Origin of the sequence: Micromonospora sp. NPDC049044, from assembly GCF_040649215.1 — a bacterium.
Classification (GTDB): domain Bacteria; phylum Actinomycetota; class Actinomycetes; order Mycobacteriales; family Micromonosporaceae; genus Micromonospora.
The window spans coordinates 17,189-32,515 of sequence record NZ_JBEZFA010000035.1 but is presented as its reverse complement, the minus strand read 5'-3'; the positions used below and the strand labels follow the sequence as shown (position 1 = coordinate 32,515).

Annotated in this window: 15 protein-coding genes; 7 read left to right on the top strand and 8 right to left on the bottom strand. The window is 72.7% G+C overall.

Annotated elements, in window-relative coordinates; all coding sequences use genetic code 11:
- Positions 1–40: 40 nt before the first annotated feature.
- Positions 41–1,078, bottom strand: coding sequence for an L-dopachrome tautomerase-related protein (locus AB0B85_RS25410; protein WP_357411404.1), 1,038 nt, complete (start codon positions 1,076–1,078; stop codon positions 41–43).
- Between the two features lie 326 nt (positions 1,079–1,404).
- Between AB0B85_RS25410 and AB0B85_RS25405 the strand changes: the two genes are divergently transcribed.
- On the top strand, positions 1,405–3,207 hold the full coding sequence (locus AB0B85_RS25405; RefSeq protein WP_357411402.1) for an acyl-CoA dehydrogenase: 1,803 nt from the start codon (positions 1,405–1,407) through the stop codon (positions 3,205–3,207).
- A gap of 4 nt (positions 3,208–3,211) precedes the next feature.
- On the opposite strand, the gene AB0B85_RS25400 is transcribed toward AB0B85_RS25405, so the two are convergent.
- A complete protein-coding gene (locus AB0B85_RS25400; RefSeq protein ID WP_357411400.1) occupies positions 3,212–3,388 on the bottom strand; it encodes a hypothetical protein in 177 nt (58 codons plus the stop codon).
- A gap of 113 nt (positions 3,389–3,501) precedes the next feature.
- Complete coding sequence (locus AB0B85_RS25395; protein WP_357411398.1) at positions 3,502–4,221, bottom strand: spermidine synthase; 720 nt, start codon at positions 4,219–4,221, stop codon at positions 3,502–3,504.
- 126 nt (positions 4,222–4,347) lie between these two features.
- Here AB0B85_RS25395 and eccB point away from each other — a divergent pair, with 126 nt between their 5' ends.
- Positions 4,348–5,724 (top strand): type VII secretion protein EccB, encoded by a 1,377-nt coding sequence (gene eccB / locus AB0B85_RS25390; protein ID WP_357411396.1) that lies wholly within the window; start codon positions 4,348–4,350, stop codon positions 5,722–5,724.
- A 34-nt stretch (positions 5,725–5,758) separates the two neighbouring features.
- On the opposite strand, the gene AB0B85_RS25385 is transcribed toward eccB, so the two are convergent.
- The 4 genes from AB0B85_RS25385 to AB0B85_RS25370 are packed head-to-tail and all read right to left on the bottom strand — an operon-like array spanning position 5,759 to position 9,635.
- The gene (locus tag AB0B85_RS25385) at positions 5,759–6,364 is read right to left on the bottom strand and encodes a class I SAM-dependent methyltransferase (protein WP_357411394.1); all 606 of its coding nucleotides are present in this window, start codon (positions 6,362–6,364) and stop codon (positions 5,759–5,761) included.
- Between the two features lie 54 nt (positions 6,365–6,418).
- Positions 6,419–7,285, bottom strand: coding sequence for a carbohydrate ABC transporter permease (locus tag AB0B85_RS25380; protein WP_357411391.1), 867 nt, complete (start codon positions 7,283–7,285; stop codon positions 6,419–6,421).
- The gene (locus tag AB0B85_RS25375) at positions 7,285–8,244 is read right to left on the bottom strand and encodes a sugar ABC transporter permease (protein ID WP_357411389.1); all 960 of its coding nucleotides are present in this window, start codon (positions 8,242–8,244) and stop codon (positions 7,285–7,287) included. Before AB0B85_RS25375 ends, AB0B85_RS25380 begins: the two co-directional genes overlap by 1 nt.
- Positions 8,241–9,635, bottom strand: a complete 1,395-nt coding sequence (locus AB0B85_RS25370) for an extracellular solute-binding protein (protein WP_357411387.1) — start codon at positions 9,633–9,635, stop codon at positions 8,241–8,243. Before AB0B85_RS25370 ends, AB0B85_RS25375 begins: the two co-directional genes overlap by 4 nt.
- A 115-nt stretch (positions 9,636–9,750) precedes the next feature.
- On the opposite strand from AB0B85_RS25370, the gene AB0B85_RS25365 reads away from it, so the two are divergent.
- Genes AB0B85_RS25365 through AB0B85_RS25345 form a run of 5 tightly spaced genes read left to right on the top strand, consistent with a single transcriptional unit; the run spans position 9,751 to position 14,004 of the window.
- On the top strand, positions 9,751–10,788 hold the full coding sequence (locus tag AB0B85_RS25365) for a zinc-binding dehydrogenase (protein ID WP_357411384.1): 1,038 nt from the start codon (positions 9,751–9,753) through the stop codon (positions 10,786–10,788).
- Positions 10,789–11,610 (top strand): sugar phosphate isomerase/epimerase family protein, encoded by an 822-nt coding sequence (locus AB0B85_RS25360; RefSeq protein ID WP_357411382.1) that lies wholly within the window; start codon positions 10,789–10,791, stop codon positions 11,608–11,610.
- 11 nt (positions 11,611–11,621) lie between these two features.
- Complete coding sequence (locus AB0B85_RS25355) at positions 11,622–12,962, top strand: hypothetical protein (protein WP_357411380.1); 1,341 nt, start codon at positions 11,622–11,624, stop codon at positions 12,960–12,962.
- A gap of 55 nt (positions 12,963–13,017) precedes the next feature.
- On the top strand, positions 13,018–13,416 hold the full coding sequence (locus AB0B85_RS25350) for an NUDIX domain-containing protein (protein WP_357411378.1): 399 nt from the start codon (positions 13,018–13,020) through the stop codon (positions 13,414–13,416).
- Between the two features lie 42 nt (positions 13,417–13,458).
- Positions 13,459–14,004, top strand: a complete 546-nt coding sequence (locus AB0B85_RS25345; protein WP_357411376.1) for a DUF2267 domain-containing protein — start codon at positions 13,459–13,461, stop codon at positions 14,002–14,004.
- A gap of 60 nt (positions 14,005–14,064) precedes the next feature.
- Here the strand turns inward: AB0B85_RS25345 and AB0B85_RS25340 are convergent, their stop codons facing one another.
- A complete protein-coding gene (locus AB0B85_RS25340) occupies positions 14,065–15,306 on the bottom strand; it encodes a hypothetical protein (protein WP_357411374.1) in 1,242 nt (413 codons plus the stop codon).
- Positions 15,307–15,327: the final 21 nt, after the last annotated feature.

Genomic DNA, 15,327 nt, shown 5'->3' with positions numbered 1-15,327 from the left:
CGGCCCTGGTACGCCCTCCGACCCCGGGCCGGGAAACCGCTCAGCTGTGATCCCGTGCGGGCGGCCCGACATCGACCGGCATCCGGTAGATCCACACCGGATAGTCCACTGCCGACTGTCCGCCGTTGAGCCCGGCGGTCAGGTGCAACTGTGCCGCAGGCAGCCAGAGTCGGGCGTCGGCATCGAGCCACATCGCGTCCACCCAGACCAGCCGGGGATCATCGACGAGGGTCCGCACGCTGCCGTCGGATGCGAGGGCGAGGACGCGTCGTCGTTCCACGTCGCTGAGGTAGATGGTCCCGTCGGCGTCGATCGCCGTGCCCCCGGTGCAGGGCGTGTCACACCACGGTTCGACCCGCCCGGCCGTCTCCTCGACGGGCACCGACGGGTCGTCCAACCAGCGGGTGCCGATCCGGGACATCCCGCCGGAGGCCGGTTGGTAGTAGAGCCACCGGCCGTCCGGCGACACCTCCAGTTGATCCATGTGCAGGCGTACCTCGGCACCTGTCGCGTCCCGCACCACCCGCCCGTCGGCGACCAGCGGCCCACCCACCGCGCTCGGATGCCCGTCCAGCGCGCGTCGGGAGCGTCCCGAGTCCAGGTCCAGCACGACGAGACCGGGCGCCCCCGCGTCGCTGAGGTACGCCGTCGGGCCGTTGAACCGCACGTCGTCGAGATAGCTGGTCGGGTGCACCGCCTCGGCAAGGTGGTAGACCCGGTCCACGCGGTCGGCGTCCAGGTCGACCACGATCAGCCGCGCGCCACCGGGCACCTGCCGGTCGCCAAGTTGCCGCGCACCCGAGTCGACGATCCACAACCGGCCGTCCGGGCCGGCGCGCAGGCTGTTGACGTGCACGAAGGTGCTGTCCGGCGACCGATCGGCGCGATTCCACGCGCGATCCGGATACGGGTCGCGGCGACCGTCCGGCAGCACCTCGACCACCTGTACGCCCGGCCGGTCCGCCGCCGGGTAGCTCAGGAAGAGCCGCCCGCGCAGCGACGTCACGCCCGTGCACACCCGGTCCTCGCTCAGCACCGGGGTCAACCGGGGATCCTCCGCGCCGGACAGTGGGGACATCGACCCGCTCCTCACCCGCCAGACGGTGCCTGCGGTCCGCGCCGACGGCCGACGGATCCGGCCATCCGGCGCGGTATCCCCGGCGCAGGCCGGACGAAACCGTCCAGCGTCGCCGGCGCGGCGGGATCTCGGGCACAGCCGGCCGAGGACCCCGGACGGGACATCTCCGGGTGCGGCGACCCCCCAGCCGACCGGTGTGACGCATTCCGCTCGCTCGACGCCGCCCGCGCCTGTGGTGCCCGCCCCCACGATCGGTCAGGATGAGCCGGGGCGACAGTGGGCCGTCGTCCTGGACACTCCCACCCCGAGCCCGCTGAGGAGTTTCCGTGCCGTCCACCCTGCTCTCCCGCCGCGACCTCGACTTCCTGCTGCACGACTGGCTGCGGGTGTCCCAACTCGTCGAGCGTCCCCGCTACGCGGAGCACTCCCGGGAGACGATCGACGACGCACTGGACCTCGCCGAACGGGTGGCCACCGAGCAGTTCGCCCCGCACAATCGGGCCGCCGACCTCGCCGAGCCCACCTTCGACGGGCAGCGGGTGCGGCTGATCCCGCAGGTCCAGGTGGCGCTCGACAGTTTCGCCGAGACGGGCCTGCTCACCGCCGGGCTGGACGCCTCGGTCGGCGGCCTGCAACTGCCGCACGCCGTCGCGGCGGCCTGCTTCACCTGGTTCCAGGCGGCGAACGTGGCCACCTCCGCGTACCCGTTCCTCACCCTGGGCAACGCCAACCTGCTGCTGGCGCACGGCAGCGTCGAGCAGGTGGACACCTACGTCCGGCCGATGCTCGACGGCCGGTTCTTCGGCACCATGTGCCTGTCCGAGCCGCACGCCGGCAGTTCACTCGCCGACATCACCACCCGGGCGGAGCCCCAGGCGGACGGCACGTACCGGCTCTTCGGCACCAAGATGTGGATCTCCGGTGGTGATCATGAGCTGGTCGAGAACATCGTCCACCTGGTGCTGGCGCGGATCCCTGGCGCCCCGCCCGGCGTGAAGGGCATCTCGCTGTTCATCGTGCCCAAGGTGCTGGTCGGCCGGGACGGTTCACTCGGTGACCGCAATGACGTCGTGTTGGCCGGGCTCAACCACAAGATGGGTTTCCGGGGCACCACCAACGCCCTGCTCAACTTCGGCGACGGCGCGCACACCCCGGGCGGTCGCGCCGGTGCGGTCGGCCACCTGGTCGGTGCGCCGCACCAGGGCCTGGCCCAGATGTTCCACATGATGAACGAGGCCCGGATCGGGGTCGGGGCCGGCGCCACCGCGCTGGGTTACACCGGCTATCTCAAGAGCCTGGCGTACGCCCGGGAACGGCCGCAGGGGCGGCCGGTCGGCGCGAAGGACCCGGCCGCGCCGCAGGTGCCGATCATCGACCACCCCGACGTACGACGGATGCTGCTGGCGCAGAAGAGCTACGTGGAGGGGGCGCTGGCGCTGGTGCTCTACTGCGCGCGGCTGCTCGACGAGCAGCGGACCGCCCCCGTCGCGGCGGACCGCGAGCGATCGCATCTGCTGCTGGACGTGCTCACCCCGATCACCAAGAGTTGGCCGTCGCAGTGGTGCCTGACCGCCAACGACCTGGCGATCCAGGTGCTCGGCGGCGCCGGGTACACCCGCGATCACGACGTGGAGCAGCACTACCGGGACAACCGGCTCAACCCGATTCACGAAGGCACCCACGGCATCCAGGCGTTGGACCTGCTGGGCCGCAAGATGACCATGCAGGGCGGCGCCGGTCTCGCCGTGCTGACCGCGACGATCGGCGACACCGTCGAGCGGGGCCGGAAGGCCGGCGGCGAGGCGGCCGACCTGGCGGACCGGCTGGCCGCCTCGGTGGACCGGATCACCTCGGTCACCGCCCGGCTCTGGGCCGACGGTGACCCGGAGCTCGCGCTGGCCAACGCCACCGCCTACCTGGAGGCCGTCGGGCACGTGGTGATCGCGTGGATGTGGCTGGAGCAGGTGCTGGCGTTGCCGCCGGAGGGCACCGGCGAGGCGTTCCACGCCGGTAAGCGGCAGGCCGCCCGCTACTTCTTCACCGTCGAGCTGCCCCGCACCGGGCCGCAGTTCGACCTGCTGGAGAGCCGGGACCGCACCACGCTCGACATGCGGCCGGACTGGTTCTGACCGGTCAGCGTCGTCGGCTCTGGTGCTGCACCGCCTGCCGCCCCTTGAAGAAGGCCCAGACGATCACGATCACCAGCGCGATCACACCGATGATGGCCAGCCAGCGGACCGCTTCGAGGACCAACCCGAGCAGGATCAGCACACCGGCGACGACGCCGACGACCCAGAGCAGCGCACGCATCTCGACCTCCTGTGACCGGCCGCGCCTGGTGCGGCGGCCCGTTCCAACGTTCCCCGTCCGGCCGACACCATGCCGATTGGTCGGCTCGGGTTCCGACGCCCGCTCGTGTGAGGTCAGGGGCCGGTACGCGCCACGTAGACGGTGTTGGCCGATTCGCCGCCGGTCAGCGGATTGGCGAACGGCACGACGTGTGCCCGTACGCTCGCGAACACCTCGCTGAGCGTGTCGGTGAACCCGGCGTCCGGCGGATCGTCCGACCAGAGCGCGAACACCCCCTCCGGGCGCAGGTGGGCGGCCAGGCGGCGTAGACCGGTCGCGTCGTAGAACGCGGCGTGGCTCGGATGCAGCACGTTGCGCGGGGAGTGGTCGACGTCGAGCAGCACGGCGTCGAAGCGCCGCCCGGGCAGGTCGGCGTCGAAGCCGGTCGCACCGGCCACCGCCGCGAAGAAGTCGGCCTGCGCGAACCGGGTCCGCGGATCCTCGGCGAGCCCCGCCGCGAACGGCAGCAGACCCCGACGGTGCCAGTCGATCACGTCCTCGATCGCCTCCACCACAAGCAGCGAGCGAACCCGTGGGTCGCCAAGCGCCGCGCAGGCGGTGTAGCCCAGCCCGAGACCGCCGACCACCACGTCGAGCGTGTCACCAGCCACCTCGGCGAGGCCCAGCCGGGCCAGCTCGATCTCCGCGACCGGGAACAGGCTGGACATCAGGTACTCGTCGTCGAGCTTGACCTCGTACACCTCGACCTGGAGGGCCGGATCCCGGCGTCGGCGCAGGCTGATCGCGCCGATCGGGGTCTCCCGCCAGGCCAACTCCTCGAAACGCGCGCCCACGGGTGCCCTCTCGCCGCCGGATTCGTCCCCGGATGCTACCGGTTGCCCCGCACCGGACACGCAGGGTCCCGAGACATCGACGCAGCGCATATCCTGTGCCCCGGCCGATCCACCGGAAGGGACCTCATGCCGTCGCGGCAGGACCAGCTGCACTCCTACCAGTTCAGCGTCCAGCGGGCGGTCGCCGCTCTGGTCATGCGGGAGACCGACCCGGCCCAGTCGCCGTTTCGGCGGCTGGCGGGCGCCGGCCTGGCCAGCGTCCTGGTCGCGGCGATCGGGCTCGGCGGCTCCGCGCTCTACGGCCTGTTCGCCGGTGGCGGCAAGGGCTGGCGCGACCCGGGCGCGGTGGTCGTGGAGAAGGAGTCCGGCGCCCGGTTCGTCTATCGCGAACAGAAGCTGCACCCGGTCCTCAACTACGCCTCGGCGCTGCTGATCGTCGGCGCCGACAGGTCCAAGACCGTGCTGGTCTCCCGCCGCACGATCGACGGCGTGCCGCGTGGGCTGCCGCTGGGCATCGCCGACGCGCCGGACTCGCTGCCCGCTCCCGGCCGGCTGGCCACGGAGGGGTGGACCGTCTGCTCGACGGCCCCGGCGGGCGAGGCGCCCCGCTCCGCGCTGCTGATCGGCACCGAGCCCGGTGGCGGCCGACCACTCGGCGACGAGGCGTTGCTGCTGCGCCACCCCGACGGCGGGCTGCACCTGGTCTGGCATCAGCGGCGCTACCTCGTCCGCGATCCCAGCCGGGTACTGGCGGCGCTCGCCACCACCCGCGCGCAGGCGGTGGCGGTGGCGCCCGCCCTGCTCAATTCGCTGCCCGCCGGCAGTGACCTCGCCCCGCTGGACCTGCCCGGGCTGGGTCAGCCCGCCAGCCAGGTGCCGGACGCCGCGATCGGCACTGTCTACCTGGTGAGCAACTCCGGTGGCGGCCGGCAGTACGCGGTGGCCGTCGACGCCGGCCTGGCCGGCATCACCGAGTTGCAGGCCGGCCTGCTGCTGGCGCGCACCGGGCAGGGTGAGCCGGTGCCGATGACGTTGGGCCGTTTCGCCGCGCTGCCCACGGTGCCCGACCTCGCGCCGAGCGGCGCGAACGCCCCACCGCCGACCCCGCCCCGGCTCGCCGCCAGCGACGAGGGGGCTCTCTGCACCCGCGTGGCCGACGACGGTGGGGTTGGCGAGGTGCGCTGGGGCGTAGCGCTGCGGGACCTGTCGACAGCGCCGCGCACCGCGCCCGGCGGCGGCGCGGTGCTGGCCGACCACGTGGTGGTGGAGCCGGGCCGTGGCGCGGTGGTCGAGGCCGCCGCGGCGCCCGGCGCGTCCGGCGGCGCGGTGTCCGTCATCACCGACCTGGGCCGACGCTACGTGCTCGCGGACCGGGAGGTGCTTGCGATGCTCGGCTACCGCGATGTGCGCCCGCTGCGGCTGCCCGCCGGGCTGGTCAGCCTGGTGCCCGCCGGCGCCACCCTGGACCCGGCCGCCGCTCGCGCGGTCGCCGCCCCGGACTGAGGGCGCCGCCGCCCGACCGGGGCCGGGTCGGGAGTCAGTCGGCCGGGCGGCGCAGGATGCTCACCGCGAACGGCGCGTCGTCACGCCACGGGCGCAGGTCCCAGGTGGCGAAGCGCTGCTCCACCCGCAGGCCGGCGGCCACCGCGTCGGCGTCGAACGCGGTGAGCGGGTAACCACGCTCGGTGCCGAAGCCCACGGTGAGCACCCCGTCGGGCCGCAGGTGCCGCGCGACCCGGCGCAGCACCTCCGGTTCGGTGCCGACAGCGACGAAGGCGAGGACGTTGCCGGCCAGCACCGCCGCGTCGAACGGCTCCGCCTCACCCATCGCCGGCAGGTCCAGCTCGGCCAGGTCGGCGACCAGCCACGTCGGGCCCGGATAGTCGGCGCGGGCGGCAGCCACCAGCGCCGGATCGGCGTCCACCCCGACCACCGTGTGCCCGCGCTCGGCCAGCGCGGCACCGACCCGGCCGGTGCCGCTGCCGGCGTCGAGGATCCGCGAGCCGGGCGCGACAAGCGCGTCCACCAGGCGGGCCTCGCCGGCCAGGTCCGCGCCCTCGGCCGCGAGTTTCCGGAACCGGTCGATGTACCACTGTGAGTGCTCGGGGCCGGTGTCGGTCGCCCAGCGGGTCGGGTTGGCCATGTGGCCACCGTAACCGGGGCGGTGGGGATACGGCCGCGGACCCGGGGGAGACGATCATCCCTTCTCCGCGCCGCTGGTCAGCCCCTCGGTGAGCAGCCGCTCGCTGGCGAAGAAGAGGATCACGATGGGCAGGGTGAGGACTACCGACCCGGCCATCAGCACCGTTTTGGGCACCTCCACCCCGTCGGAGAGCAGTGACAACCCCAGCGACACCGTCCACCGGTCGGGCTTGTCGATCAGGAACAGCAGGGCGAAGAGGAACTCGTTCCAGGCGATCATGAAGTCGTAGAGCGCCACCGCCATGATCGATGGCATGGCGAGGGGCAGGCTGACGCGGCGGATGATGCCGAGCCGACCGGCGCCGTCGATGGCGGCGGACTCCTCCAGACTCACCGGAATCGTCTCGAAGTAGTTGCGCAGCATGTAGACCGACACCGGCAGCGTCTGCGAGATGTAGACGAGCACCAGGCCGAACAGCGAGCCGCGCAGCTCGGCCAGGCTGAACACCACGAACAGGGGGATCGCGATGACGATCGACGGAAACAGGTAGACCGCCAGGAACAGGAAGTCGACCTGCCGCCGCCCGAAGAACCGCAACCGGGCCACCGCGTACGCGCCGGGGATCGCCACCACCAGGGTGAGCACGGTCGCCGCGACCGCCACCAGGCCGCTGTTGCGGATGAAGGTGAGGAACCCCTGGCCTCCGTCGTCGGTGGCCTTCAGGACCTCGGCGTACGTCGCAACGGTCAGCTCGCCGAAGCCGACGAGCAGCGCACCGGGGTCGAGCAGCAGCTGCTCGATGGGGCGCATCGAGAGCACCAGCATGTAGTAGAAGGGGAAGACGGTGACCACCAGGAACGCGGCGATCACCAGGCGGCGCAGCCAGCGCAGGCTGACCGTCTCGACCACGTCCCGGTCCATCAGCTCACCCTCCGTCCGAAGAAGCGCAGATAGATCACCACGAACACGATGAGCACCACGGCCAGCACCACCGCCTGCGCGGAGGCGGCACCGATGTCGGTGCGCGCGGTAAGGAACTCGTAGACCCGCACGCTGACCACCTCGGTGCCGGCGGCGCCACCGGTGAGCAGGTAGACGTCGTCGAACTTGTTGAATGTCATGATGAAGCGCAGCACGCCGAGCAGGGCGATCACCGGCAGCAGTTGCGGCAGCAGGATGTGCCGGAACCGTTGGGTGGGGGTCGCGCCGTCGACCCGGGCGGCCTCCTCCAACTCACCGGGCACCGCCTGGAGCCGGGCCAGCAGGAACAGGAACGCGAACGGGAAGTACCGCCACGCCTCGAAGGCGATGACAGTGCTCAGCGCTGTCGACTCCTGGGACAGGAACGGCACCGGGGCGTCCCAGCCCAGCAGGCGTTGGCCCCACGCGTTGACGATGCCGAGCTGCGGATCGAGCATCACCTGCCACACGAAGGTCACCGCGACCACCGGCGCCACGTACGGCAGCAGCATGGACGCCCGGACCAGCGTGCGGCCCCGGAACGGTCGGCGGACCACCAGGGCGGCCACCAGACCGAGCGCTATCGACCCGACGGTGCCGCCGATGCTGTAGATCAGCGTGACCCACAGCGTCTCGGCGAAGCCGGGGGTGTGCAGCACCCGGTCGAAGTTGTCGATTGTGAGATCGCCGAACAGGCCGGTCTTGCGCAACGTGGCGAGCCGGACCCGCTGGAAGGCGAGCACCACGGTCCACACGATCGGGATGCCGATGACCGCGATGGTGACGAGCAGGGTGGGTGCGACGAGCGCGAGCCCGGCCCGGGACTCGCGCCGGCGCAGGGTCAGGGGGCGACGGCGGCCGGCCCGTCCCGGCCGCTCCCGGCTGGGGGAGCGGCCGGTGTCGGGCGCGGTGGTGGTCAATTGACGCCCGCCTTGATGGCCTCGACGTCCTTCTTGGCCCGGCCGGCGGCGGCCGCGGCGTCGGACTTGCCGGAGTAGACGTCGCTGAGCGCCTTGGGCACCGGTAGCTCACCGAGCATCGCGCCGACCAGCTTGCCCTGCCCCTGGGTGAGCCCCCACCGCTGGAAGGTGTCCGGGCTGCGGCGCAGGGTGGCGAGCACCTCCTCGCCGAACACGTCGACCAGTGGCTTCTTCGCGTCCACGCCGGCCTGGCTGGTGTTCCACTGGGTCAGGTATGCCTCGGGCTCGGCGGGGGTGCCCTTGCGCACCGGGAAGCGACCCTCGGGGGACATCCCGAACCACCGCGGGTAGCCGTCACCGAGCATGTACTCCACGAAGGACTTCGCCGGGTCGGCTACCGCCCCGTCGAGCACCGCCCAGGAGCTGATCTCGCCGTACTGCGCCGGCTCGGTGCCGTTCGGGCCCTTGATCGCGGTGACGAACCCGCTGTTCTTGGCCAGGAACGTCGGGTCGGCCTGGCACTGCGGGCAGGTCGGTTTGGCGTCGTTGCGCAGCCCGGCCAGCTCGTCGAGGATGAAGGGCGACCAGATGACCATGGCCGCCTTGCCGGCGAAGTAGGTGGCCCGGGTGGTGTCCACGTCCTGGGCGCCCTTCACCGAGCTAGTCCGGATCAGGTCGCCGTAGAAGCGGATCGCCTCGACGCACTGGGGCGAGTCGAGGGTGACCTTCCCGGCGTCGTCGGTGAGCTGGCAGCCGTTGGCCAGGGCCAGGTGCTCGAAGGTCTGCTGGGTGAACACGTCGCTGGCGGAGGTCGCCGCGGTGATCCCGGCGACGCCGCCGGTGTTGAGTTTCGCCGCGGCGTCGGTGATCCGCTCGTAGGTGTCCGGGGCGGGCAGGCCGGCGGCGGCGAACAGGTCCTTGCGGTAGACGAGCAACTGCCCCCACCCGTCGCTGGGCACGGCGAGCTGCTTGCCGTCGTCGGCTGTCAACTCCAGTGCCCGGGGGGAGAACGTCTGCTTGCCCAGCTTGTCGACGACCTCCGCGTTCGCCGAGGCGTGCAGCAGCTCGTTTCCGGCGAGCGTGCGGATGCCGGCCAGGGAGACCGAGCCCACCACGTCGGGCAGGTCGCCGGCGGCGGCGTTGGCGGCGATCAGGGAGGGGAACTGGTCCTCGTTGACGGTCACGAGGTCGACCTGGATCCCGGTCTTCGCGGTGAAGTCGGCGATGATCGCCTTGGTGGCGGTGACCCGGTCGGCGACGTCTTCCAGGCTCCAAACGGTGATCTTTTTGCTGTTGCTGTCGGATCCGTCATCTCCGCAGGCCAGCAGGGTGGACGCTGCCAGTGCCATGATCAGGGTGGTGGCGAGTATCCGCCTCGGAGGTACTGACATCGGTGGCACTCCTCTCGAAGGGTACATGCCGGATTCAACAGCATCGATAGATCAATGGCAAGACATATGGCGATTTTTTGCTATCCTGGAGCCCAGTGCTACCGGGATGTGACACATGGGCAACTGGGTCGTCTCTCTCGCCGGGCCTCGACGGATCAGCCTCGAGCCCTGTCCACCAGATCCGCTCGGCCCCGGGCAGGTCCGGGTCCGCACCTGCTACTCGGGCATTTCCGCCGGCACCGAGCTGACCCTCTACCGGGGCAGCAATCCCCGGCTCAGCAAGGACTGGGACGACTCCGCCCGGATGTTCGTCCCCCGCCAGACCCCGGTTCCCTACCCGCTCATCGGCTTCGGCTACGAGGAGGTCGGCGAGATCGTCGAGGTGGCCCCCGAGGTCACCGACCGGCACCCGGGGCAACTGGTGTGGGGCATCTGGGGTCACCGGGCCGAGGCGGTGCTCGCCGCCGGCGCGGTCCGGCCGCTCCCCGCCGGGCTGGACCCGCTCGCCGCCGTCTTCGCCCGGCCCGGTGCCATCGCGCTGACCGCCGTACTCGCCGGTGACCTGCACCTCGGTGACTGGGTCGGTGTCTTCGGGCAGGGCGTCATCGGGCTGCTCGCCACCCGGCTCGCGGTGCTCTCCGGCGCCCGGGTGGTGGCCGTCGACCCGGTGCCCGGCCGGCTGGCGCACGCCGTCGACTACGGCGCCAGAGCCACAGTGGACGCCCGCACCGACTCCGCCGCGGCCGTGCTGCGTCGGGCCACCGACGGCCGGGGCGCGGACGTCTGCCTGGAGTTGTCCGGGGCGTACCCGGCGTTGCACGAGGCGATCCGGTCCACCACGCACGCCGGCCGGGTGGTGGCCGCCGGCTTCTACCAGGGCCAGGCCGACGCGCTCGGCCTCGGCGAGGAGTTCCACCACAACCGCATCCAGCTGGTGGCCGCCCAGGTCTCCGGGCCCACCCCCGCGCCGAGCATGGCCGGCCGGTGGACCGGAGACCGGGTGGCGCAGACCTTCATGGATCTGGTGGCTGAGCACAGCCTCGACCCGCTGCCGCTGGTCAGCCACATCGTCGACGCCAGCGCGGTCGCCGACGCCCTCGCGCTGCTCGACCGCGGCGCCGGTGACGTCCTCCAAGTGGTGCTGAGGTTCTGAATGACCACCATCGCGCTCGCCTGTCAGGAACAACTCCTGCCGGGCACCGACCTGACCCAGAAGTACGCCCTCGCGACCGCACTCGGCTACCAGGGCATCGAGTTACGCGGGCGCGGTGACCTCGCCCTCGCCCGCCGGCTGCCGGAGCTGCGCCGGGCCCGCGCCGCCGGGGCCGTGCTGCCCACCGTCTGCGTCGAGATGGACCACTTCATCGGCGACTTCGACAGGGCCCGCTCCGCCGACGCCGTGCGGAACCTGCGCTCGCAGCTCTCGGTCATCGCCGAGCTGGGCGGCGTCGGGGTGATGACCCCGGCGGCCTGGGGGATGTTCTCCCGCCGCCTACCACCGTTCGAGCCGCCGCGTCCGCCGGCCGGCGACCGGCAGGTCCTCCTCGACGCCCTCGGCGAGCTGGGCGAGCACGCCAGGGCCGAGGGGGTCACCCTCTTCCTCGAACCCCTCAACCGGTACGAGGACCACATGGTCAACCGCCTCGACGAAGCGGTGGCGCTCTGCGCCGCCGTCGGGATGCCGTCGGTCCGGGTGGTCGCCGACACCTTCCACATGAACATCGAGGAGGACGACATGCACCGTGCGCTGCGGGCCGCCGCGCCGTACCTCGGGCACGTGCAGGTGAGCGATTCGAACAGGTACCAGCCCGGAGCCGGGCACCTGGACTGGCCCGCGCTGCTGCGGACCCTGCTGGAGCTGGACTACCGGGGCTGGCTGGCCCTGGAGTGCCGGCTGCGCGGCGACCCGGTCCGGGCCCTGCAACAGGCCGCCACGGTCCTGCGGCACGCGCTGCCCCGCGAGGCCGCGGCGTGACCGCCGGAGGCGTGACAGCCGACGCCGACCCCGCCCGCACCGGTGGGCCGGCCGACATCGCCGGGCTGCGCCAGCTGGCTGTCGACACGCTCGACGCCAACTGGGAGCGGGACCACACAGTGCCCTCGCGCACCCTCTACCCGCACCAGTGGAGCTGGGACTCCGCGTTCATCGCGATCGGGTTGGCCCAGGTCCGCCCCGAACGCGCCTGGCGGGAGCTGACGAGCCTCTTCCGGGCGCAGTGGGTCGACGGGCGGGTCCCGCACATCGTGTTCAACCCGGCGATGCGGGTCGGCACGTACTTCCCCGGCCCGGAGCTGTGGCGCTCGGCGAGCGTCGCCGGCACGCCCGCCGTGGACACCTCCGGTCTGGTCCAGCCACCCGTGCACGCGCTCGCCGCGTGGCTGGCGTACCAGCGGGCACCTGATCGCGCCGGCCTGACCGCGCTGCGCCGGCTCTATCCCGCGCTTGTCGCCCAGCAGCGCTACCTGGCGACGCGGCGGGACGTGGCCGGTGCCGGGCTGGTCTGCATCGTGCACCCGTGGGAGTCCGGGTTGGACAACAGCCCGGCCTGGGACGAGCCGATGGCCGCGGTCGCGGCGGAGGCGGCCGTCATGCGCGCGTACCGTCGGCACGACACCGCGCACGCCGACGCCGCGCACCGCCCCACCGACCTGGACTACGCGCGCTACCTGGCGATCGTCGCGGCCTACCGGGACCACGGCTACTCCGACCGCCGACTGGCCGACACGCACCCCTTCCTGGTGGAGTGCCCGCTGTTCAACGCGGCGTTCGGGTCCGCCGAACACGCCCTCGCCGAGATCGCTGTGCTCGTCGGCGCCGATCCGGGGCCGCACCGGGCCCGCGCGGCCCAGGTCACCGAGGCGCTGCTACGACGGCTCTACGACCACGACACCGGAACGTTTCAGCCCCGTGACCTGCGCACCGACCGGCTGGTCAGCGCCCGTACCGTGCTCGGGTTGACGCCGCTGATCCTGCCCGACCTGCCCGCCCGGCAGGCCGACGCGCTCGTCGTCGAGGCCCGGTCGGCGCGGTTCGGGGTGGCCCTGCGGATGGACCGGCCGTTGCCCACCTACGACCGCACCGCCGGCGACTTCGAGCCGCTGCGCTACTGGCGGGGGCCGAGTTGGCTCAACATCGGCTGGCTGGTCCGGCGCGGGCTGCTCACGCACGGGCACCCGGAGTTGGCCGCCGGACTGCGCCGCTCGATGATCGACCTGGTCGGGCGGGCCGGCTGCCACGAGTACTTCCACCCGGACACCGGCGCCGGGCTGGGCTCACCGGCGTTCAGCTGGACGGCCGCGCTGCTGCTCGACCTGCTGGCCGAGTGACCGCGCGACGGCCACCGGCTGGTAGCGTGCCCGGTCTTCGACCGGAAGGGGTGGCGTGCGCGAGATCGACAAGGTGGCCTGGATCCTCATCGAGGACGGGCGGGTGCTGAGCACCCGGTCGGCGGGCAAGGACGTCTGGTACCTGCCCGGCGGCAAACGTGAGCCGGGCGAGACCGACCTGGCGACCCTGCGTCGGGAGATCGCCGAGGAGCTGAGCGTCGAGGTGGACGTGCACGACGCGGTGCACCTGGGCACCTTCACCGCGCAGGCGCACGGGCACGCGGGCGGTGTCACAGTGCGGATGACCTGCTACCGGGCCGGGTATCGGGGACAGTTGCGGCCGGCCAGCGAGATCGCCGAGATGGCCTGGCTCGGCTACGCCGACCGGCACCGCACCTCACCTGTCGACCACCTCATCTTCGACCACCTGCTGGCGGAGGACCTGCTGCGCTGACGGAGCAGTTTGTCGCGGCCGGCGGAGGGTAACCGCCCCGACGTGACCGACCGCGACGGGTTCCCGTACTTCGTCGACGCGGTGTCCCGCCGCTCCGGCCTGCCGCCCGAGCAGGCCGCCGCACTCGCCCGCGCCGTACTCCGGACGCTGGCCGAGCGGGTGACCGACGGCGCGTCCGACGACCTCGCCAGCCACCTGCCGAACGAGGTCGACGGCTACCTGCGCGGCCCGGCACCGGAGCCCACCCACCCCACCGGCCCGGCGCCGAATCGCGCCGGGGCTGTCGGAACGACACTGGATCCGGCCGGAACCGACGGACCGGATGACGGCGTGGACGGGCTGAACACCGGGGTGCGGCTGGAGGTCGGTGACGCCGCCGCTGTCGCTCCGCCGCCGGACCCCGGCCCGGCGGAGTTCCTGCGCCGGGTGGGCGAGCGCGCCGGAGTGGACCCGGCGACCGCCCGCGCCGGAACCGGCGCGGTCTTCGGCACGTTGCGTTCGGCGATGACGGTACGGGAGTTCCGACAGTTGGTGTCGCGACTGCCGCGCGAGGACGGCGGGTCAGCAGCCGCGCGACACCTGCCCTGACCGGCCACGACCGCCCGGTGCACCGGAGGGCCGTCCTGGCAGCCGGTGCGGAGCGTGGGGTCACGTAGCGGATTCGGACAGTTCCTGTGGGTCGGTGACCCAGGCGGAGAAGACCGGCACCCCGTGCCACGGCCCGGTGGTCCCGTCCGGCCGGGCGTCGGTGGCGACGGCCACCACCGCGTACGGGTGACCGAAGCGCAGCTCCGCGGTGCGGGCCACACCCTCCGGCGGCAGGCTCACCGTGCCGAACATCCCGGTCACCGCGGCTGCCTCGAAGCCGTACCTGTCGTAGCGGGCCAGCGCCGTCTGGCGGGCCGCGAAGCCCTGCACCGGTTGGGTAAGCGCCCTCGCCAACGCCGCGGTGGCCGCCGGAAAGCCCAGCGCCGCAACGCTCAGATCGTGCCCGCTGCGGGCCGACCAGCAGGGGAGCACCGCGGTGTGCCGCTCCTCCCGACCGTCGCGGGCCCGGGTCCGGACCCGTTCCTCGCTCAGTGTCCACAGCGCGGTCTCGCCGAGCGGCAGGTCGAACAGCGATCGGCTGCCGGCCGGAGGCGTGCCGTCGGCCGCACCGGCGCTGAGACCGTACGCGATGGACAGCACCTCGGTGGCCGGCACCTGCGGCGCGGCGGCCACCGAGAGGACGACCAGCCCGGCCCCGTCGTTGCTCTGCGCCGGCGCGGCGTGCACGATCACGTCGCCCACCCGCGGACTGGACACGATGGCGCACCGGTGGCCGTGGCTCGGGCTGCGCAACACCTGGCGTAGCCGGGATGCCCAGGCGCTGTCGACACCGAGCGCGTGGGCGTCGGCGCTGTCGAACGGGGTCGCCCAGGAGATTCGGGTGGCCAGCGCGCTGGCCAGGGCGAAGACCACATCCGGGCTGACCTTCAGCGGGAACGTGTCGATCAGGCCATCGGTGTGCTCGCGCGCCCAGGCGTCCAACCCGGCCTGGTCGGGCAGCGTGCCGACCTCGGTCGTCGCCGGCAGTGCGGCCCGCCAACCGGTCGGCCCGCCGCGCTGCTCCCCCCGGCGCCAGAGCGCGGTGGCGGACGCGACAAGCGGATGCGGCGCGTCAAGCAGCGTTCGGGCGACCTCCGCCGCGCTGCCCAGGTCGGTGCCCAGCGCGCGAGCCAGGTCCTCGGCGGCCGGGTCCTCGGCGGCCGGGTCGGCGTCGGCCGCGGCGGCGCAGACCGCGAGCAGCAGCCAGGCGCCGAGCGGGGAGGCGACGTGGTGCCCGTCGCCGATCGTGGCGTGCAGACGCGCGGCGTAGGCGGAGAGCGGCCCGTGCAGATCGGTCGTCATGCCCCCACTCTGCCCGCCGGC